This is a genomic window from Archangium minus (genome assembly GCF_044360475.1).
Lineage (GTDB): Bacteria > Myxococcota > Myxococcia > Myxococcales > Myxococcaceae > Archangium > Archangium minus.
In genome coordinates, this window is the sequence record NZ_CP043494.1 from 4,138,642 (window position 1) to 4,156,898 (window position 18,257).

At 66.6% G+C, this 18,257-nt stretch carries 25 protein-coding genes; 20 read left to right on the forward strand and 5 right to left on the reverse strand.

What is annotated here, in order from left to right; genetic code table 11:
* The first annotated feature begins 9 nt into the window (after positions 1-9).
* The 18 genes from F0U60_RS17090 to F0U60_RS17175 all read left to right on the forward strand — a co-directional run bounded on the left by F0U60_RS17090 (position 10) and on the right by F0U60_RS17175 (position 14,451).
* Positions 10-840, forward strand: coding sequence for a sigma-70 family RNA polymerase sigma factor (locus tag F0U60_RS17090; RefSeq protein ID WP_395820905.1), 831 nt, complete (start codon positions 10-12; stop codon positions 838-840).
* Positions 722-1,264, forward strand: a complete 543-nt coding sequence (locus tag F0U60_RS17095) for an ATP-dependent helicase HrpB (protein ID WP_395820908.1) — start codon at positions 722-724, stop codon at positions 1,262-1,264. Before F0U60_RS17090 ends, F0U60_RS17095 begins: the two co-directional genes overlap by 119 nt.
* A gap of 134 nt (positions 1,265-1,398) precedes the next feature.
* The gene (locus F0U60_RS17100; protein ID WP_395820911.1) at positions 1,399-2,196 is read left to right on the forward strand and encodes a type III secretion protein; all 798 of its coding nucleotides are present in this window, start codon (positions 1,399-1,401) and stop codon (positions 2,194-2,196) included.
* A 53-nt stretch (positions 2,197-2,249) separates the two neighbouring features.
* The gene (locus F0U60_RS17105) at positions 2,250-3,839 is read left to right on the forward strand and encodes a hypothetical protein (protein ID WP_395820914.1); all 1,590 of its coding nucleotides are present in this window, start codon (positions 2,250-2,252) and stop codon (positions 3,837-3,839) included.
* Between the two features lie 27 nt (positions 3,840-3,866).
* Positions 3,867-4,538, forward strand: coding sequence for a FliH/SctL family protein (locus F0U60_RS17110; protein WP_395820917.1), 672 nt, complete (start codon positions 3,867-3,869; stop codon positions 4,536-4,538).
* Between the two features lie 3 nt (positions 4,539-4,541).
* Positions 4,542-5,852 (forward strand): type III secretion system ATPase SctN, encoded by a 1,311-nt coding sequence (gene sctN, locus F0U60_RS17115; protein WP_395820920.1) that lies wholly within the window; start codon positions 4,542-4,544, stop codon positions 5,850-5,852.
* A gap of 33 nt (positions 5,853-5,885) precedes the next feature.
* Positions 5,886-6,377, forward strand: coding sequence for a flagellar assembly protein FliH (locus F0U60_RS17120; RefSeq protein WP_395820923.1), 492 nt, complete (start codon positions 5,886-5,888; stop codon positions 6,375-6,377).
* A 27-nt stretch (positions 6,378-6,404) separates the two neighbouring features.
* Entirely contained in the window at positions 6,405-7,310 is a 906-nt protein-coding gene (locus F0U60_RS17125) for a flagellar hook-length control protein FliK (RefSeq protein ID WP_395820926.1), read from the forward strand.
* A complete protein-coding gene (sctQ, locus tag F0U60_RS17130) occupies positions 7,307-8,674 on the forward strand; it encodes a type III secretion system cytoplasmic ring protein SctQ (RefSeq protein WP_395820929.1) in 1,368 nt (455 codons plus the stop codon). Before F0U60_RS17125 ends, sctQ begins: the two co-directional genes overlap by 4 nt.
* A 158-nt stretch (positions 8,675-8,832) precedes the next feature.
* Positions 8,833-9,450 (forward strand): FliO/MopB family protein, encoded by a 618-nt coding sequence (locus F0U60_RS17135; RefSeq protein ID WP_395820932.1) that lies wholly within the window; start codon positions 8,833-8,835, stop codon positions 9,448-9,450.
* A gap of 11 nt (positions 9,451-9,461) precedes the next feature.
* The gene (gene sctR / locus F0U60_RS17140; protein WP_395820935.1) at positions 9,462-10,298 is read left to right on the forward strand and encodes a type III secretion system export apparatus subunit SctR; all 837 of its coding nucleotides are present in this window, start codon (positions 9,462-9,464) and stop codon (positions 10,296-10,298) included.
* 7 nt (positions 10,299-10,305) lie between these two features.
* Positions 10,306-10,569 carry a flagellar biosynthesis protein FliQ gene (gene fliQ / locus F0U60_RS17145; RefSeq protein ID WP_395820938.1) on the forward strand — a complete coding sequence of 88 codons (264 nt, stop codon included), beginning with the start codon at positions 10,306-10,308 and terminating at the stop codon, positions 10,567-10,569.
* Positions 10,566-11,384 carry a flagellar biosynthetic protein FliR gene (locus F0U60_RS17150; protein ID WP_395820941.1) on the forward strand — a complete coding sequence of 273 codons (819 nt, stop codon included), beginning with the start codon at positions 10,566-10,568 and terminating at the stop codon, positions 11,382-11,384. Before fliQ ends, F0U60_RS17150 begins: the two co-directional genes overlap by 4 nt.
* 15 nt (positions 11,385-11,399) lie before the next feature.
* Complete coding sequence (gene sctU / locus F0U60_RS17155; protein ID WP_395820943.1) at positions 11,400-12,464, forward strand: type III secretion system export apparatus subunit SctU; 1,065 nt, start codon at positions 11,400-11,402, stop codon at positions 12,462-12,464.
* Between the two features lie 33 nt (positions 12,465-12,497).
* Positions 12,498-12,779 carry an EscU/YscU/HrcU family type III secretion system export apparatus switch protein gene (locus F0U60_RS17160; protein WP_395820947.1) on the forward strand — a complete coding sequence of 94 codons (282 nt, stop codon included), beginning with the start codon at positions 12,498-12,500 and terminating at the stop codon, positions 12,777-12,779.
* A 50-nt stretch (positions 12,780-12,829) separates the two neighbouring features.
* Positions 12,830-13,306, forward strand: coding sequence for a hypothetical protein (locus F0U60_RS17165; protein ID WP_395820949.1), 477 nt, complete (start codon positions 12,830-12,832; stop codon positions 13,304-13,306).
* 4 nt (positions 13,307-13,310) lie between these two features.
* Positions 13,311-13,790, forward strand: coding sequence for a SycD/LcrH family type III secretion system chaperone (locus F0U60_RS17170; protein WP_395820952.1), 480 nt, complete (start codon positions 13,311-13,313; stop codon positions 13,788-13,790).
* Between the two features lie 109 nt (positions 13,791-13,899).
* Complete coding sequence (locus F0U60_RS17175; protein WP_395820955.1) at positions 13,900-14,451, forward strand: hypothetical protein; 552 nt, start codon at positions 13,900-13,902, stop codon at positions 14,449-14,451.
* A 174-nt stretch (positions 14,452-14,625) separates the two neighbouring features.
* Here F0U60_RS17175 and F0U60_RS17180 read toward each other — a convergent pair whose 3' ends face one another.
* Positions 14,626-14,856 carry a hypothetical protein gene (locus tag F0U60_RS17180; protein WP_395820958.1) on the reverse strand — a complete coding sequence of 77 codons (231 nt, stop codon included), beginning with the start codon at positions 14,854-14,856 and terminating at the stop codon, positions 14,626-14,628.
* Positions 14,857-15,059: 203 nt separating this feature from the next.
* Between F0U60_RS17180 and F0U60_RS17185 the strand changes: the two genes are divergently transcribed.
* Positions 15,060-15,440: a hypothetical protein gene (locus tag F0U60_RS17185; protein ID WP_395820961.1), complete on the forward strand. Its 381-nt coding sequence runs from the start codon at positions 15,060-15,062 to the stop codon at positions 15,438-15,440.
* Between the two features lie 243 nt (positions 15,441-15,683).
* Here the strand turns inward: F0U60_RS17185 and F0U60_RS17190 are convergent, their stop codons facing one another.
* Both F0U60_RS17190 and F0U60_RS17195 read right to left on the reverse strand, forming a co-directional pair.
* Positions 15,684-15,914: a hypothetical protein gene (locus F0U60_RS17190; RefSeq protein ID WP_395820958.1), complete on the reverse strand. Its 231-nt coding sequence runs from the start codon at positions 15,912-15,914 to the stop codon at positions 15,684-15,686.
* A 259-nt stretch (positions 15,915-16,173) separates the two neighbouring features.
* Positions 16,174-16,404, reverse strand: a complete 231-nt coding sequence (locus F0U60_RS17195; RefSeq protein WP_395820964.1) for a hypothetical protein — start codon at positions 16,402-16,404, stop codon at positions 16,174-16,176.
* 200 nt (positions 16,405-16,604) lie between these two features.
* On the opposite strand from F0U60_RS17195, the gene F0U60_RS17200 reads away from it, so the two are divergent.
* Positions 16,605-17,144: a hypothetical protein gene (locus tag F0U60_RS17200; RefSeq protein ID WP_395820967.1), complete on the forward strand. Its 540-nt coding sequence runs from the start codon at positions 16,605-16,607 to the stop codon at positions 17,142-17,144.
* Between the two features lie 115 nt (positions 17,145-17,259).
* Here the strand turns inward: F0U60_RS17200 and F0U60_RS17205 are convergent, their stop codons facing one another.
* Together F0U60_RS17205 and F0U60_RS17210 are read right to left on the reverse strand one after the other, a co-directional pair.
* Entirely contained in the window at positions 17,260-17,490 is a 231-nt protein-coding gene (locus F0U60_RS17205; protein WP_395820958.1) for a hypothetical protein, read from the reverse strand.
* Between the two features lie 215 nt (positions 17,491-17,705).
* Positions 17,706-18,212: a tetratricopeptide repeat protein gene (locus tag F0U60_RS17210; protein WP_395820970.1), complete on the reverse strand. Its 507-nt coding sequence runs from the start codon at positions 18,210-18,212 to the stop codon at positions 17,706-17,708.
* Between the last annotated feature and the right edge of the window lie 45 nt (positions 18,213-18,257).

Consider the following 18,257-nt stretch of genomic DNA (forward strand, 5'->3'; position numbering starts at 1 on the left):
GCGGCGCTCTTGGCTCTCGGCGAAGACAAGAAGGTCCTCCTGGAGAAGTACGGCCCCTACGTCCGGTCGCTCGCGGCAACCGTGCGCAGGCAGTTCTCCGCCCAGCTCGAGCTCGATGAGCTCATCGCCTACGGCCAGATTGGCCTGTTGGAGGCGGCGGAGCGCTTCGATCCCAAGGTCGGGGCCAATTTCCTCACCTTTGCCCACTACCGCATCAAGGGCGCCATCTATGATGGCCTGCGCAAAATGGGGGTGCTCAAGGGTGGAGATGCGCGTTCTGCCTACATGGGCGAGCGCGCGACGGCGTATTTGGGAAATCTTTCGGATCGCGAGCAGGGAGGAGGCAACCGCGGAGGGTCCATTGACGATGATGTCATGGAGATTTCCAACGCGGTGGCGGGGCTGGCGATGGTGTTCGCGACCAGCCTCGAAGGTTCGGAGTCGCTGGGCTTCTCGGACGAGTCCCTGCCGGTGGATCAACGGCTGGAGCTTGAGCAGCAGCGGGGGCGGGTGAGGGCGGCGATCGAGAAGTTGCCGGAGAAGGAGCGCCGGCTTCTGCAGGGCTACTACTTCCAGGGCAAGACGCTGGAAGAGGCGGGGGCGGAGATCGGGCAGTCGAAGAGCTGGGCGTCGCGTCTGCACGCGCGGGCGATCGAACGGCTCAAGGAACTGTTGAACGAGGAGGAATCGTCCTCCCCTGAGAATTCAAGGAGGCAGTCACATGGCGGGTCCGATGGCCGGCGTCTCGGCGGCGCAGATCGCCCAGCAGAAGTTGCAGGATCAGGGCGCGCAGCAGGTCAACAAGCAGGGGGCCTCGAAGTTCGACGCGGCCCTCGCTAACAAGGCTCAGGGCGTTGGTGGTCCGGAGCAGGTGCAGCAGGTGCAGGCCACTCAGGCCACGCAGCGTGCGGAGCAGGTCCGTCAGGCGGAGGCCGTCAACAAGACGGACAAGGCGGCGCTCAACAAGGTGAACACCGCCGGTCAGGAGCCCGCCACCGCGCGCGGCGCCGAGGCCGTCACCGGCAAGCAGGAGGCCAGCAAGACCGGCAGCATGCTGGGCCACGTGGTCAGCGAGCTGGAGAAGGGCCAGGTCAATATGGAGAAGCTCATCCAGGCTGGCGCTTCCGGGAAGACCTTCTCCAACGCCGAGCTCCTGTCGCTCCAGGCCGGCATGTACAAGTACACGCAGGAGCTGGACCTGACGAGCAAGGTCGTCGAGAAGGCCACCAGCGGCCTCAAGGACACCCTGAAGACCCAGGTGTAGCGAGCAGCCAGGCTCAGCCGGCTCCCTGAAGGGCGTCTCCTCCATTGAGAGGGGACGCCCTTCCTCGTTTTCCAGGCTGTGGCCGGGTTGGCTCTTGTTGGGACGGATGCCGCGCATCTAAGCTAGGCGCGCCCATGACGCTCCGACCGTACGCGCTCGCCGCCCTTCTCGCTCTGGCGATGGGGACTGGCTGCACCATCGACCTGCAGCACGACCTGTCCGAGCAGGACGCCAATGAGATTTACGTCCTGCTCAGCAAGAAAGGCATCGCCGCCACGAAGTTGAAAGAGGAAGGCGGTAACGAGCTGAAGTTCCGCATCCAGGTGCCCAAGGCTGATGCCGCCCAGGCGGCGGAGCTGCTGCGCGCGTACTCGCTGCCTCGTCCGATGGAGAAGGGCCTGAGCCACTTCGCCAAGGGAGGCATGGTCCCCACCGCCACCGAGGAGCGCGCCATGTTGCTCAAGGCGCTCGGCGGTGAGGTCTCCAATGCGCTGAACAAGATTGACGGCGTGCTGGAGGCCCAGGCCATCGTGATGATCCCGGAGAACAACGATCTCACCCAGCCGGAGAACAAGCCGCTGCCTTCGGCGTCGGTGTTCATCAAGTACCGGCCGGGCCCGAAGAGTGAGCCGCCCATCAAGCGCGAGGATGTGCAGCAGTTCGTCTCCACCGCGGTGCCGGAGCTGAAGCCGGAGGCGGTGACGGTGCTGCTGACGCCGGCGCTGGCGCCTGATTCCGAGGAGAGCCCGGAGAGCATGCTGAAGGACGTGTTCGGCATGCGCATGACGGCCTCCAGCGTGGGTCAGTTCCGCATGATGGCGGCCGTGGCCGTGCTGCTCATCCTCGCCTCCATCGGCCTGGCGGTGTGGCCGATGCTTCGGGGCGGTGGTGGGGCAGCCGCCGGGGCCCGGGCCCGCCCGAAGCGGGAGTAATGCGCGCTTCGTTCGTCGTTTCCCTGGAACGCTGTCCACCCGCGGGGTGACCGTTGGAACAGTTCTTCACCTCGCTGAGCAAGCGACAGCTGATGATGCTCCTGACCGCCATCACCTTTGGTGGCCAGGAGGGCGTCGCTGCGCTGGAGCATCTGCCCGAGGACGAGGCGGAGCTGCTCCAGCACCGTGCCCAGGAGATCCTCCAGATTCCGCGCGAGAAGCGCATCCCGCTGCTGGTCCAGGAGATCAAGCGGCTGGTGAAGGATCGGCGTGGGCAGCTGTGGAGCGCGGACCCGGAGCGCCTGGCGGGGTTGCTCAAGCGTGAGCGTGCCGCCCTGGTGGAGGTCGTGTTGCGCGCGCTGCCCGCGCCCTTGGCGGACGCGGTTCGCTCCCACCTGCCGTCCACGGGCAAGGTGAAGCTCACGCGCGAGGTGCGGCCGCAGGTGCTGGACATCGTGCGCTGGAAGCTGGAGGAGCGGCTCTCCCGCGACGCCACGTCACACGTGCCCTTCAAGTTCACCGACGTGCTGCTGTTGCAGACGCGTGAGCTGCTCACCGTGTGTGACCGGTTGGGGGCGCGCGTGCTGGGGCCGGCACTGGCGGGTGTGCCGGACGCCGACCGGGAGCCGGCCTTTGCGGTGCTCCCGCCCCACCTGCGCCAGCTCGCCACGCGGGCCGTGACGGCCAATGCTCCGCGCAAGCTCGCCGAGGAGGAGGCCCGGGCGCAGCTCGAGCAGTATGGGGGCCTGCAGAATTTGGCCGCCGCTATTCGTAGCGCCGGGGTGCACCGGTTGGCGCGTGCGAGTGTGACTCAGTCTGCTGAGTTCGCGTCTCGCCTGGTGGAGAAGCACCGCGGTGAGTTCGGGCAGATCGTGACGAAGTGGGTGCGCGAGGAGCGCGCCAAGCCGACGTCTCGCGGCGACGGTGGACGCACGGACATCGTCACGGACTTGGAGCGGCTCGCGGCCCGGGGCCTCATCGAGCGTCCGGTGCGGCTCACTCCTCCACGTCCTCCCGCGCTCGGCCCGCCTCCCTCCAGCGCGGGCAAGGCGGTACCTCCTCCATCCGCCGCGAGCCGGGCTCCGGTGATGTCGCGCGAGGTGCGTGCGGGGGCCAGCTCGGAGGCGTCTGTTCGCAGGTCCGTGTCCTCCCAGTCGATGGTGGGCGTGCGGAGAGACCCCATCGCCGAGCGCGAAGCACGCCGGGCGGGCGCCAGCTCGAACTACGCGGGACGCAAGCAGGAGGCCCCGCCAGAGTCTTCACCCTCTCGGGTGAGCCGGGTGACCCCTCGGAGCGCCCGGGACGGGGCGGAGGTGAAGCCGGACCCCACTGGGGCCCGTATCGGACCGATTCCGTCGCGGACGGGGACCGGTGCGGGTGCGAGCCCCCGGCCTCGGGCCAAGGAGCCGGCTGGGGCGGAGGCGGAGGGCTCGCGCGTTTTCCGCTCTCCGTTGGCGCGGACGCACAGCCGGAGCACCGGGCCCCGTGTCGAGCCCGAGGCCGAGGTCGAACGCCCGCCCAGGGTGCTGGGGACCGGCACCAACCTGCCGGCGGTGCGGCCGGAGGGAGCGAGGGCCCCGGGGCGCGAACAGCCTCGAGCACCGGGCACGAGTGGGCGTGGACCGCGGGGCGGAACGCGTTAGCATCCCCCCGCTGACAAGGAGCTTTCCATGGCGATCGGCAAGGTGATTAAGGGCGATTCAGGGGCCGAGCCGCTACCCGGCGGGGATCGGCCGGTGTTGCGTCCTCCCCGTCCGGGCGTGATGAACGCCGAGGTTTTCGATGCCCGGCAGACCGCCCAGGGCATCATCGAGGAGGCGCAGCGGGAGAAGGAGCGCATCCTCGCGGAGGCCCAGCGGGAGCGCGAGGAGCTCCTGGCGAAGACTCGCGAGCAGGGCCGGCAGGAAGGGCTGGCGCAGGCCACGGAGACCCTCCTGCGTGCGAAGATGCAGGCCGGGGAGATCCTGGCTCAGCAGGAGCGGGACGTGATCTCGCTGGCGTGCAAGATCGCGGAGCGGATCATCGGCCACGACGTGGAGCGGGATCCCTCTCTGCTGACGGACATCTGCGCCAAGGCCATCGAGGAGCTGCGCAACGCTCGGGCGGTGGTGCTCCGGGTGAATCCCAAGTCGGCGGCGGTGCTGCGCTCTCGCAAGGCGGAGCTGATGGAGCTCATTGGCCGGGCGGTGGACGTGGCCATCAAGGAAGATCCGGAGGTGGCTCCGGTGGGCTGCATCGTGCAGACGGAGTTCGGCAAGGTGGACGCGCAGCTGCCCACCCAGTTCGAGATGCTCCAGAACGTGTTGCTCCCGGATCAGGGCAAGAAGGAGGGCCCTCCGTAAGCCATGGCTCTCGATCTCTCGCGTTACTACGCACTCATCAAAGACGCACCGCTGTACCGGGTGCGCGGCCGCGTCACGGAGCTGACGGGTCTGGTCATCAAGGCGAGCGTGCCCGGCGTCCGCGTGGGCGAGCTGGTCCTCATCAAGGGCGCTACCCGCTCCGCGGTGAAGGCGGAGGTCGTGGGCTTCCAGGGCGACGAGGTCATGCTCATGCCCCTGGGCGAGCTCCAGGGCATCGGTCCGGACAGCGAAGTCCTCCCCACGGGCAGGCCGCTGTCCATCAAGTGTGGGGATGAGCTACTGGGCCGCGTGCTCAACGGGATTGGCGAGCCCATGGACGGCAAGCCGCTCCCCGACGGCCTGCTCGACTGGTCGGTGGATCGCGACTGCCCGGACCCCTTCACGCGTCAGCGTATCGAGCGGCCCCTGCCGCTGGGCGTGCGCTGCATCGACGGGTTGCTCACCGTGGGAGAGGGCCAGCGCGTGGGCCTCTTCGCCGGCTCGGGCGTCGGTAAGTCCACGCTGATGGGGCAGATCGCCCGCAACACCCAGGCGGACCTGTGCGTCGTGGCGCTGATCGGCGAGCGTGGCCGCGAAGTGCGCGAGTTCATCGAGGACGCCATGGGCGAGGAGGGCATGAAGCGCTCCGTGCTGGTGTGCGCCACCTCGGACCAGCCCAGCCTGGTGCGTCTGCGTGCCGCCTACGTGGCCACGGCCATCGCCGAGTACTTCCGCGAGCGCGGGGGCAACGTGCTCTTCATGCTCGACACGGTGACGCGTCTGGCCCGCGCCCAACGTGAGATTGGCCTGGCCATTGGCGAGCCCCCGGCGCGCCAGGGCTACCCGCCGAGCGTGTTCTCCATGTTGCCCCGCATCCTCGAGCGCACGGGCAACTCGGAGAAGGGCAAGTGCACCGCCATCTACACGTGCCTGGTGGCCGGCGGTGACATGGAGGAGCCCATCGCCGACGAAGTCCGCGGTATTCTCGACGGTCACTTCATCCTCAACCGTGCCCTGGGCGAGCGCAACCAGTGGCCCGCCATGGACGTGCTGGCCAGCCTCTCCCGTGTGATGAGCGGCATCGTCTCCAAGGAGCACAAGAAGGCCGCGGGCAAGCTACGCGAGACGCTCGCCACGTACGAGAAGCAGCGCGACCTCATCCTCCTGGGGGCCTACCAGTACGGGACGGACCCCCGGACGGACTACGCCATCGACAAGTACGACGCCATCATCGACTTCCTCAAGCAGGACACCCACTCCAACAGCCCCTTCGAGGAAACCGTCGAGAAGCTCATCTCCCTCTTCGAGGAATGACGGGGCGGGGGCATTCCGGGGTAGGATGGCGCCATGCCCCCTTACCGGTTGCAGACCCTGCTCGAGATGCGCGAGCGCGCGAAGGAGGAGGCCGAGCAGGCCTTCTCCGACGCCGTCAAGGCGCTGGAGAAGCAGAAGGCTGAGCTGAAGCGGATGGAGCAGGAGCTCGAGACCCGCAAGGCCGAGCGCAAGCAGAAGGTGACTGCCTACCTCCAGCAGATCATGGCCAAGGGCAATACGGGGCCCAACAGCTTCACCATGATGAACCGCTACGAGGAGCGCCTCAAGGACGAGGAGGCGCAGCTCGCGCTGGAAATCGAGCAGCAGAAGGAGGTCGTCAAGACCGCCGAGAAGCTGGTGGAGCAGCGACGGCGGGAGATGGCGGAGGCGGCCAAGGAGCTCAAGGCCATCGAGAAGCACAAGGAGAACTGGCAGAAGCAGATTCGAGCCGAGCGCCAGGCCAAGGAGGAGCTGAACCAGGAGGAAATCGGGAACACCTTGTTCCTGATGCGCCAGCGCAAGTAACCTTGGGGTCCCCCAGGTGGTGTCGCGATGAGCCGAGTCGAAGACGATCGTCAGGCGCAGAGAGCCGCGGAGCGGCTGGTCCAGGAGAAGCAACTCCAGGAGTCCAAGGCGAAGCAGCGCCAGGAGGGGGAGTCCGCCTTCTCCAGACTGGTGCAGCAGCAGAAGGCCGCGCTGCCTCAGCAGCCCAAGACGCCCCAGCAACAGCAGGGCCTGGGCAAGTCCGTCCTGGCGCGGCTGCAACAGGAGGGCAAGTCGGGAGAGCTGCGCGGTCAGCAGCGCCAGCTGGGCAAGTCCGAGACCACGCAGCCCGGGAGCCAAGGCCAGGTGACCCAGGGTCGGCAGCAGGACCAGGGCGTGACGCAGACGCGCCGCGAGTCGCGCGCCTCGGACGCCAAGGTGACCCGCGAGGCCTTGGAGGAGCGTGGCGAGGCGCTCAGCAAGGACAGCGAGCACGCGGCGGACGGCGTGCAAGCCCGGTTGCAGGGGAGGGGCTCGCTCAAGACGAACGCGGACGGCGGCGGCAAGCAGGGCGATGGGGATGGCAAGGACAAGAAGGACGGCTCGGAGATGGGCGCGAGCTTCCGGTTCAACCCCGCGCTGATGGCTCCGGTGCCGGTGGCCAAACCCAAGCCCACGGCGGGCTCGGAGCGGCTGCGCGCCATCGCCAACGAGATTGCCCAGAAGATCGTCGAGCGGGTGCGCGTGGGCACCAACGCCGCGGGCAACGCGGAGTTCCAGATCGACCTGCGCAACGATGTGCTCAGCGGCTTGTCCATCAAGCTCACCGCGAAGAACGGAAAGATTCAGGCCGTCTTCAGTGGCAGCGATCGTGACGTGCTGAAGATGCTCGAGGAGCAGCGTGACGGTCTCAAGAGCGCGCTGGCCGGACGGGGTCTCACTCTCGAGGAGCTGAGGGTCGAGGCGAAGTCATGAGTCTCGAGGCGGATGACGGGTCCGGCGAGCACGAAGAACGGACCATGGTGGTCGACACCCGGCTGCTGAAGCGGTCGGCGAAGTCGTGGCGGCCCTATACCTTCAAGCTCGAAAAGGTTTCGCTCAACGAGTTGCGGCTCGTCGAGCGGATGAAGTGGCTGACGCCCAAGGCGGAGGCGGTCGAGGCGCTGTGCTCTCGGCTCAAGGACATCTTCGACGCGCAGGTCGGTTTCTCGCAGGAGTCGGTGCGGGTGCTGGCTCCGGCCGAGCTGCGCCGCCACCTGGCTGAGCCCACCTTCCTGTCCTTCCTGGTGCCCGGTGCGCATCGCGGGCGCGCGGTGCTGGAGCTTGAGCTGCCCCTGGCCCACGCGGCGGTGGATACGCTGCTGGGTGGTGCGGGTGAGACGGTCGGCCTGAGGCCCCTGACGGACATCGAGGAGGGCGTGGCGAGCTTCGTCATCCTCGAGGCGATTAAAGCCCTGGCTCCGGGGATGGATCCAGGCCAGCCCAAGCTGCGGTTGGAGGGCGTGGCGCGCGGGGTGGACGAGGCGGTGGCGCGGCTGAGCGAGGAGGGACCGGTGCTGGTGGTGAACCTCCGGGCCCGGCTCGGCGCCCAGGATGGGATGGTCCGCCTCTTCGTGCCCTCGGGTGTGCTGGAGGTGATGGAGCCGGCGCAGGTGACCGAGCAGCGGCGGGCGATGTTGCAAGCGGACATGCGCGCCAACCTGGGCCGGCTGTCGGCGGTGCGCACCTGGCTGCGCGCGGAGATTGGCCACGCGGAGATCTCCAGCAGCGACCTGGCGAGCCTCCGGGTGAAGGACGTGGTGTTGGTGGACGAGCTCTCGGCCCGGCCGGATCGGGGCGAGGAGGGCACTGCGCGGCTGCGGCTGGGGCTGGGCCGCCAGGGCTACCTGGACGCGCAGGTCTTTGTTGAGGACGACCAGTACCAGGCGCGCATCACCGAGGTGGTGCTCGGGGAGCAGGCCCCCCTCCAGCAGCGCGTGCCCTCCGATGCGGATGAGGCCGCGGCGGAGGCCCTGAGCGAGTCCGGAGAATCAGAGGACGGTGAGGAATTCACCGACCCCGAGAGGCGCAACCCCCTGGCGGAGAGTGGAGCCGTGGACGACAGAATGGATTCAGGAGACCTGTTGGGTGACATCCCCCTGCAGATCTCCGTGGAGCTGGCCCGGGTGCCGGTGACGGCGGAGCAGGTGGTCTCCCTGCGGACCGGTCAGGTCATCGAGTTGCGCCGGGCACCCGGCGAGCCGGTGGACCTGTCGGTGAATGGCAAGGTGATTGCCCGGGGCGAGCTGGTGGAGATGGAGGGGCAGTTGGGCGTACGGATCCTCTCGCTCGCGGGCTGAGGCCCGCCGCTGGGTCGTGGGGAGCCGCCGTGGCATTGCAACGAGGAAATCAGCGCATGTCGCGGTGGGCTCACCCAGGCAGGCAAGCGATGGGGCGGAGCAGAGGAGGGCGGACCCGTGGCGGTCTCCTGTCCAATGCACTAGCCTCGCGCCCCATCATGGCAGTGTCCCCCGTCCTCCCCTCGCGTCCAGCCCTGCTGGTGTGCGCCTGCATTCTCCTGGCGCCACTGGCCTGGGCCCAGGCTCCCGCTCCGGGCGCGCAGCCATCTCCTGCCGCCGAAGCGGCGCCCTCGCAGCTGTCTCCTACCTCCGCGACGCCGCCCTCCTCCCTTGAGGAGCCCTCACTGACGGACGGCGTGAAGGAGGAGCCCGAGAGTCTCTGGTGGATGCTGACGCGCACGCTGCTGCTGTTCGGCGCGGTGCTGGCCTCCATCTACCTCACGCTCAACGTGGGCCTGCGCAAGCTGATGGGCCTGCAGGGCGTGCCCGTGGGGCGTCCCTCGGTGGTGTCGGTGGTGGAGCGGGTGGCGTTGGATCAGCGCCGCACGCTCTTCGTGCTAAAGGCCGCGGACGAGTACCTCCTGGTGGGCGGTGGCGAAGCGGGGTTGCAGTTGCTGTCCAAGCTCGACACCGAGGCCGTGGAGCGCATCCGTTCGGAGCGCCCCCCGGCCAACGTCGTTTCCCTCTCTCCTTTTCTCAAGAAGCTCCTCGCCCGCCGCGAAGCCACGCAGCAGGGTACTACCCAACCGAGCGGCACCCAGCCGCCGGGCGCCTGAAGAGACGACCCGTGAGATTCACGCCCAACGTTCGCCTCCCCGCCCTCCGCATCTCGCCGTGGCTCTTCACCGTGTTTTTCGCGCTGGAGCCGTTCATCGCCTTCGCCCAACGCGCCAAGCGGGGAGGTGGCACCGCCGTTGACGCGGCTGTGAACGTCGAGTCGGTGAGCCCCGACTCCTTCGCCTCTCGGCCGCTGGTGCTGATGTTGGCGCTGGCCGCGCTGTCGCTCGTCCCCTTCGTGTTGATGATGGTGACGAGCTTCGTGAAGATCTCCGTGGTGCTCTCCATCGTGCGCTCAGCACTGGGCACCCAGCAGATTCCTCCCACGCAGGTCATCACCGGCCTGGCCATCATCCTCACCGTGTACATCATGGCCCCGGTGGGTCAGGCCATGTACCGGGCCTCGGAGGTGGACATCCTGTCGAGGGGACCGAGCCTGCTGTCCTCGGAGTCGGTGGGCCGGCTGATGGAGGCGGCCAGCAAGTCCAAGGAGCCGCTGCGCGACTTCCTCAACAAGAAGATCACCGCGAAGGACCGCGCGCTCTTCTTCAACCTGGCCAAGAAGATGCGGGCCACCGAGGAGGACCGCAAGGATCTCACCGAGCGGGACTTCATGATCATCGTCCCCGCCTTCGTGGTGTCCGAGCTGAAGGAGGCCTTCCAGATTGGCTTCCTGCTCTTCGTGCCCTTCATCGTCATCGACATGGTGGTGGCCAACATCCTGCTCGCGCTGGGCATGCAGATGCTCTCGCCCACCACCATCTCCATGCCCTTCAAGCTGCTCCTCTTCGTCGTCGTGGACGGCTGGTACCTCATCGCCAAGGGCCTGGTCGTCGGCTACCTGTGAGACGCACATGCACCAGCTCAACACCATCCTCCAGCAGTCGCTCTACCTGGTCATCCTCGTCTCGGCCCCACCGGTGTTGATGGCCCTGCTGGTGGGTCTGATCGTCGCCGTCTTCCAGGCCACCACGCAGATCCAGGAGCAGACGCTCTCGTTCGCGCCCAAGCTCGTCGCCGTGTTCGGCATCCTGGCGCTCACCGGCCCGTGGATTGGCATGCAGCTGGTGCGCTTCACCTTCCACGTCTTCGATCAGTTCCCGGCCCTCATCCGATGAACGTCTCCGAGGTCATCGCCAGGCTGACGGAGCAGGCCAACCTCTCGCTCGTCATCTTCACGATGGGCCTGCTCATGTGCCGGATCATGCCGGTGCTGGTGCTCTCGCCCTTCCTGGGCGGCGAGGTGGTGCCCACGGAGATCAAGATGGGCGTGGGCATCACGCTCTCCGCGGTGCTCTTCCCGGCGGTGAGCTCGCGCATGGGCGCCATCCCCACCAGCGCGCTGCCCTACATCGGGTTGCTGCTCAAGGAGATCTTCCTCGGTGTGGCGCTGGCGACGATCGTCAGCATGGTCTTCGAAGCAGCGCGAGTGGCAGGCAACATCGCCGACACCATGTCGGGCAGCAACAACGCGCAGCTCTTCGTGCCGCAGATCGGCCAGCAGGTGTCGCTCTTCTCCAACCTGAAGATCCAGCTGGCGGTGGTGCTCTTCCTCACGCTCAATGGCCACCATCTGGTCATCGAGGCGCTCGCCGAGAGCCTCGCCATCGTGCCCCTGGACAGCTTTCCGCGCTTCAGCTCGGGTCAGTGGTCCTTCTTCGAGCTCATCATCCGCTCCTTCGCGGACCTGTTGAAGATCTCCCTCGCGCTCTCCGCACCGACCCTGCTGGCCTCCTTCCTGACGGACATGGCGCTGGGTGCCATCAACCGCGTGGCGCCCCAGGTCCAGGTGTTCTTCATCTCCATGTCCATCAAGCCGCTGGTGACGGTCATCGTCGTCTCCATGTCCCTGGGCCTCATCATGGGGCGCATGCAGGCGGAGTTCGCCTCCATGCTGGCCTTGCTTCGCCACGCGGTGCGCCTGCTCGGCTGAGCCGAGGTCCTCTCCATGTCCGGCGAAAAGACAGAAGAACCCACACAAAAGAAGCTCGACGACGCACGCAAGAAGGGCCAGGTCTGGAAGAGCAAGGACCTGACGGGCGTGTTCGGCCTCGTGGTGGGCCTGGGCGTGGTCAAGGCGACGTGGTCCACCGTGGAGTCGAAGGTCACCGAGCTCTTCAACTTCAGCTTCGATCACATCGCCCACCCGGAGAACCTGCAGGAGGCCACCTCGCAGCTCATGACGATGGCCCTGTCCACCATCATCCTGCTCTCGTTGCCGGTGGTGGTGGCGGTGGCCATCATGGGCGGCCTGGTGGACTTCCTCCTGGTGGGCTCGCTGTTCACGATGGATCCGTTGATGCCCAAGCTGGAGAAGCTCAACCCCATCGAGGGGATGAAGAACCTCATCTCCAAGAAGCAGATCGTCGAGCTGATCAAGAACGTGGCGAAGATCTCCGTGGCCTCCTACGTGACCTACGGCGTGGTGCGCGATGCCATGCCCCTGGTGGTGGAGACGGTGCGCCGCGACGTCCCGATGGTCCTGGCGGTGATGGGCGAGCTGGTGTTCCGCGTCGCCGTGCGCGTGGGCCTGGTGTTCTTCCTCTTCGCGATCTTCGACGTCTGGTGGCAGCGCAAGTCGTACATGAAGGACCAGATGATGTCGAAGGAGGACGTGAAGAAGGAATACAAGGAGAGCGAGGGCGATCCGCACCAGAAGGCCAAGCGCAAGGAGATGGCGCATGAGATCCTCGAGGGGGCGCAGATGGAGGCCGTGAAGGACGCCGACGTCATCGTCACCAACCCGGATCACGTGGCCGTAGCGCTCAAGTACGACAAGGACAAGGACACTGCGCCGCGCGTGCTGGTGAAGGGCCTGGACTTCAAGGCCGAGCGCATCAAGGCGATTGCCCGCGAGCGGGATGTGCCCACGCTGCGCAACGTGCCCCTGGCGCACGCACTGCTGCGCGTGGAGGTGGGCGAGGAAGTCCCTGAGGAGCTGTACGACGCGGTCGCCGAGGTGCTCAACTTCGTCTACGGCCTGAAGAACGACAAACCGGCGGCGCGTGCTTGAGGCCGCGCTTCCCGTTGCTGACGCGAGGTTCCCATGAATGACGATGTCGAGATGGCGATCGCGCTCAAGTACGACAAGGACAAGGACACCGCGCCGCGCGTGGTGGCCAAGGGCCTGCGCCTCAAGGCGGAGAAGATCCGGGAGATCGCGAAGCAGTACAACATCCCGCTCATGAAGAACGTTCCCCTGGCCAACGCGCTCTACCGTGTCGACGTGGGCCAGGAAGTCCCCGAGGAGCTCTACGACGCCGTCGCGGAGATCCTCAATTTCGTCTACGAACTGCAGCGCGAGCAGCAGGCAGGCGGCAAACGTTGAGGGTGGGGTAGACTGTGCCCCCCCACCTGGAGTGAGGTTCGGACCCGACCATGGCCAAAATCAACAATCAGCCCCCGAGAGCCCCCCTCTGGCCCTGGGGAGGACCCCGCGCCGTCCGTGAGAAGTTGGTCGACCCGTCCCAGTTCGACCGCAAGAAGCGCAAGGCCGGCAACCCGAAGAGCCCGGCGCTCGCCTCGGCGGCGCTGCTGGACTTCATCGGCCCGGCGCACTCCTCGGAGGAGATCCGCCTGCCCGAGCCTCCGTTCCCCAAGGGGCATGAGGCGGACCTGGAGGGCATGTCGGACCGGCCGTTCCTGGGCAGCGTGGCTGGACGCGCGGACGGGGAGCAGCGGCAGATGCTCGAGCGCAGCCTGGGGCGCATCAACGCGCCGCCGGAGCGGATGGAGCGCCTCAAGGGGCTGCTGCAGCGCGAGGCGCAGATGCTGGCACTGGTGGGCCAGGTCCACTCTGAGATCCAGGAGATCCAGCGCCGCATTCGCGAGGAGCAGCAGGACGAGGGGTACTAGCACCATGGCCGCATCGGACAGCAACAACCCGCCGCAGGACGAGACCAAGCTCACCGCGCTGGTCCAACGCTGGGCAGAGGGCAAGGCCACGCTGCGCGACGTGCGCGGCTACTCGGACGAGGAGCTGTACGCCATCGCCAAGACGGCCTACTTCTTCTACTACCAGGGCCGGATCGCCGAGGCGCGCACGCTCTTCCAGGGCCTCTACGCCATCAACCCCGCGGATGCCTACTTCGCGAAGGCGCTCGGGGTGGTGGAGATGGCCGCCGGCAACGCGCAGGGTGCACTGGCCGCCTACGATGTGGCCCTCAAGCTGGACGCCCGTGATGCGCAGGCCTACGTGGGCCGCGCCGAGGTGCGACTGACCATGGGCCAGAAGGCCCAGGCCGTGGAGGATCTACGTCGGGCCATCTCCCTCGCTCCGGAAGGCGACCCGGTGGCCCGCAAGGCGAACGCCCTGGTCGAGGCGCTCACGGGCCGCTGAGCCGGTCCGGACGCGGCGCGGCGCGGCGTGTTTCGGGAGTTTACGGCTCTTCCTGGAAGCGCAGAGGTCTTATAACGTCCGAAGTATCCACCTGTGGAGGAAGTGCTCAATGTCGACGCCCAACAACCTGACTGTGCCCGCCGAGATGCCGCCCGCGGCTCCGGCCGACCTTGTCGCCAAGCGCGATCACATCATTGCCGAGCTGGAGAAGGCCGCGAAGGATGCCTCCGGCACGCTCCAGCAGGTGCTGCGCAAGATGGTGACCCTCCTGGCCAGCACCAAGCCGGGAGCGCCCTACAACCCCCAGTCGCTGCAGGACGTCAAGGACGCCTTCACGCGCTATTCGCAGGATCCCGAGGCTGTCGCCAAGCCCCGGCCCGCCATCCTCATGGAGTCCGTGGAGTGGATGCAGGCGTACCTGGCGTCGCGTGGCTTCCCCGTGGCGGGTGCCGCGCCCGCTGCTTCCGCGCCGGCCGCTTCCAAGCCCGCGAGCGCGGCCAAGGGGGCCAAGGACAGCTTCGAGTCGGGTGGCTCTCAGCACGCGCGCTCGCTCGGTGGTGACGTTCCCGTGCCGCCGGGTCAGCCCAACAAGGAGCAGGAGCAGCTCGAGTCCATGAAGAGCTGGATGCTGAATCCCGGGCTGGGCAAGGTGAAGGGCTGAGAAGTCTGGTGGCGGTGCCGTCCGCGAGTGGACCGCACCGCCGCCCCTCCCGCATGGGCTCCGAGCTCACGGCCCGCGGGAAAAGAAGAAGCCGGCCAGGCACTGGGAGCCTCCCCGGAGAAGAGGGGAGGGCCAGGCCAAGGCCGGCTCGGAGAGAAGCGGGAACCGTCAGGACTACTTGAGGTTGTTGATGACGGACATCGCGATCTCGTTGAGCTTCTTCATCATGTTGGAGATGAAGGCCACGGTCTCCTGCTGCTTCTGGAGGGCGAGCTGGGCCTCCATGCGGTCACGGTCCGGGCCGCTCAGCTTGCTCAGGAGGTTGTTCTCCTCGGTGCTGTAGGTGTTGCTGTTGGAGAGGGCCTTGTTGAGCGCGGAGGTGGCGGCGTTGTTGATGGTGGACATGTGGGAAGCTCCTAGAGGGTGGTGTGTGGGGGCACAGCAACCTGCTGACAAAAGGATTATCGCCCCCGCCCTCCAGAAGTTTCCTCCCCCATTTTCCGGCGCATTTTCGCGGTCCCCGCGAATTCGTAAAAAGGGGACGCAACATTTCGCGGACTTGCTGCGAGAATTCCCCCCAAAGGTTCATTCTCTGGAGGAAGACTTCCATGACTTCGGTCTCAGGTCCCAGCAATGCGCGGTCCATGTCCGTGCAGTCCACTCAGCCGACGGTCTCCCCGAGCAAGGCGAAGGCCATCTGGCAGGGAGAGCTGGACAAGGACGTCGCGGAGCGCAACGCGATGAAGAACACCGAGGTGGGCTGGCTCAACTCCGTGCGGGTCGACAACTACAAGAAGAACGTCGAGACGGACATGGAGAAGTTCCTCCAGGAGAATCCGGATGCCACGGAGGATGAGATCCGGGAGCAGGCCAAGCAGCTCATCCACAAGCACTCGATGCATGAGATCATCGGCAAGATGTCGGACGACTACTTCCTGAACAAGATCATGCAGAAGACCAAGGAGCTGCGCGAAGACATGTGGAAGTGACGGTCTGAGTCAGACCCAGGTGGTTCCGGCAGCCGCTCGGACGGTCTTCGATCTCCCCCAGGAGGTCGAGGCCTCGAGCGGCTGTCGTGCTTGCGGGGATGGCGAAGTCCCGCGTCGCGGGGACGGGGTTCGAACGGAGGCGGGCGCCGGAAAAAGAAGAAGCCGGCCAGGCACTGGGAGCCGCCCCGGAGAAGAGGGGAGGGCCAGGCGAGGCCGGCTGGGAAGAAGCGGGAACCGTCAGGACTACTTGAGGTTGTTGATGACGGACATCGCGATCTCGTTGAGCTTCTTCATCATGTTGGAGATGAAGGCCACGGTCTCCTGCTGCTTCTGGAGGGCGAGCTGGGCCTCCATGCGGTCACGGTCCGGGCCGCTCAGCTTGCTCAGGAGGTTGTTCTCCTCGGTGCTGTAGGTGTTGCTGTTGGAGAGGGCCTTGTTGAGCGCGGAGGTGGCGGCGTTGTTGATGGTGGACATGTGGGAAGCTCCTAGAAGGTGGTGCGGTTGGGCACGGCGACCTGCTGACAAAAGGATTATCGCCCCGGGCCTCCAGAAGTTTCCTCCCCATTTTTCCGCACATTTTCCGAGCCGAAGCCCGCTGCGTCAGCCGGCTTCTCGAGGACGGTTTCCCTGCCGCGCGGAAAAAAGAAGAAGCCGGCCAGGCACTGGGAGCCTCCCCGGAGAAGAGGGGAGGGCCAGGCGAGGCCGGCTCGGAGAGAAGCGGGAACCGTCAGGACTACTTGAGGTTGTTGATGACGGACATCGCGATCTCGTTGAGCTTCTTCATCATGTTGGAGATGAAGGCCACGGTCTCCTGCTGCTTCTGGAGGGCGAGCTGGGCCTCCATGCGGTCACGGTCCGGGCCGCTCAGCTTGCTCAGGAGGTTGTTCTCCTCGGTGCTGTAGGTGTTGCTGTTGGAGAGGGCCTTGTTGAGCGCGGAGGTGGCGGCGTTGTTGACGGTGGACATGGTGGGAAGCTCCTAGAGGGTGGTGTGTGGGAGCACAGCAACCTGCTGACAAAAGGATTATCGCCCCCGCCCTCCAGAAGTTTCCTCCCCCATTTTCCGGCGCATTTCCGGTCCCGCTTCCACGCGGAGCGGTGAAACGGGCTTTCTCGGAGGATGCGGTGGAGTCTGCTAGACTCTTCCCGCCACCGGAGGCTCCCTTCATGCCGACGTTCAAGCCGCCCGAGCTCGCCAAGACGCCCTCCAACACGACCGATGCGCTCGCCAGGCGGGATCAGTTGATCGCCGACCTCGCGAAGGCCGCGAAGACGGCCAAGGGCTCTCTTCAGCAGGTGCTGAACAAGATGGCCGCCCTGCTGAGTGGCTCCAGGCCAGGAGGCGTGCTCGACAAGCAGCTGTTTCAAGAGTTCCAGGAGGCCTTCGCCCAGTTCTCCCAGGACTCGACGGCGATGCGAACACCGCCCGTCCTCATGGAGTCCTTGGAGTGGGTCCATACGTGCTTCATCGCCCGGGGCTCCCCTTCCGCGGCCAGCGGAGCCTCCGCGGCGCGGCCCACGGCCTCGGGCGGGGGTCAAGGCGGGAATGACAGCTTCGAGTCGGGTGCCGCCCAGAAAGCGCGCTCCCTCTCGGGCGAGGTTCCTCAGCCGTCGGGCCCGGCGAATGCGCAGCGGGAGAAGCAGGCGCAGCTCGAGTCCCTCAAGACCTGGATGATGAATCCGGGGCTCGGGAAGCTGAGGGGCTGATCGGCCGGGGGGTTGTCGCCGGAAAAAGAAGAAGCCGGCCAGGCACTGGGAGCCGCCCCGGAGAAGAGGGGAGGGCCAGGCGAGGCCGGCTGGGGAGAAGCGGGAACCGTCAGGACTACTTGAGGTTGTTGATGACGGACATCGCGATCTCGTTGAGCTTCTTCATCATGTTGGAGATGAAGGCCACGGTCTCCTGCTGCTTCTGGAGGGCGAGCTGGGCCTCCATGCGGTCACGGTCCGGGCCGCTCAGCTTGCTCAGGAGGTTGTTCTCCTCGGTGCTGTAGGTGTTGCTGTTGGAGAGGGCCTTGTTGAGCGCGGAGGTGGCGGCGTTGTTGATGGTGGACATGTGGGAAGCTCCTAGAAGGTGGTGCGGTTGGGCACGGCGACCTGCTGACAAAAGGATTATCGCCCCGGCCCTCCAGAAGTTTCCTCCCCATTTTTCCGCACATTTTCCGACCCCACCTGCTGCCTGCCTCCGAGGGCCTGACGGGAGCGGAAATGAAAGACGCCCGGCCACGCGATGCGCGGTGCCGGGCGTCGGGGTCGCGGATGGAGGAGGCGCTACTTCTTCGCCCCGGACTGTTGCGCCTGCTGCTTGAGCACGAGCAGCGTCGCGCGGGCGCGCTGGGTCGAGCGGCGCTTGAGCTCTGGATCCCGCTGAGTAGCCTGGGTGAAGTCCGCCAGGCCCGCGGGCACGTTGCCCCGGCGCAGGTGGATCTCTCCGCGGCCCACGAGCGCGTCCACATTGCCCGAGTTGAAGCGGAGCGACTGCTCGAACTCCTCGAACGCTTCGTCGTACTTCTCCAGCGTCATGTACGTCGCGGCGAGCTGGCAGTGGAAGACGCTGTCGTAGGGGGCCGCGGCCACCAGGCCCTTGAAGATCTGCAACGCCTGCTGCGTGCTACCCGCCTGCAGGAGCTGGTGCGCGGTGTTCGCCCATTGATAGAGCACCTGCGTGGGCATCCCCAGGAACTGACCCAGGGTGATCTCACCGCGAATCAACTTCTCGGCGGCTTCCTGCTCACGCCGGGCTTTTTCGTCAGGAGGCGGGGAAGAGTCGCTGCTCACAGAGACCTCGAGGACGGGGCCTCCGGCCCCGTCCGGTGGTGATGG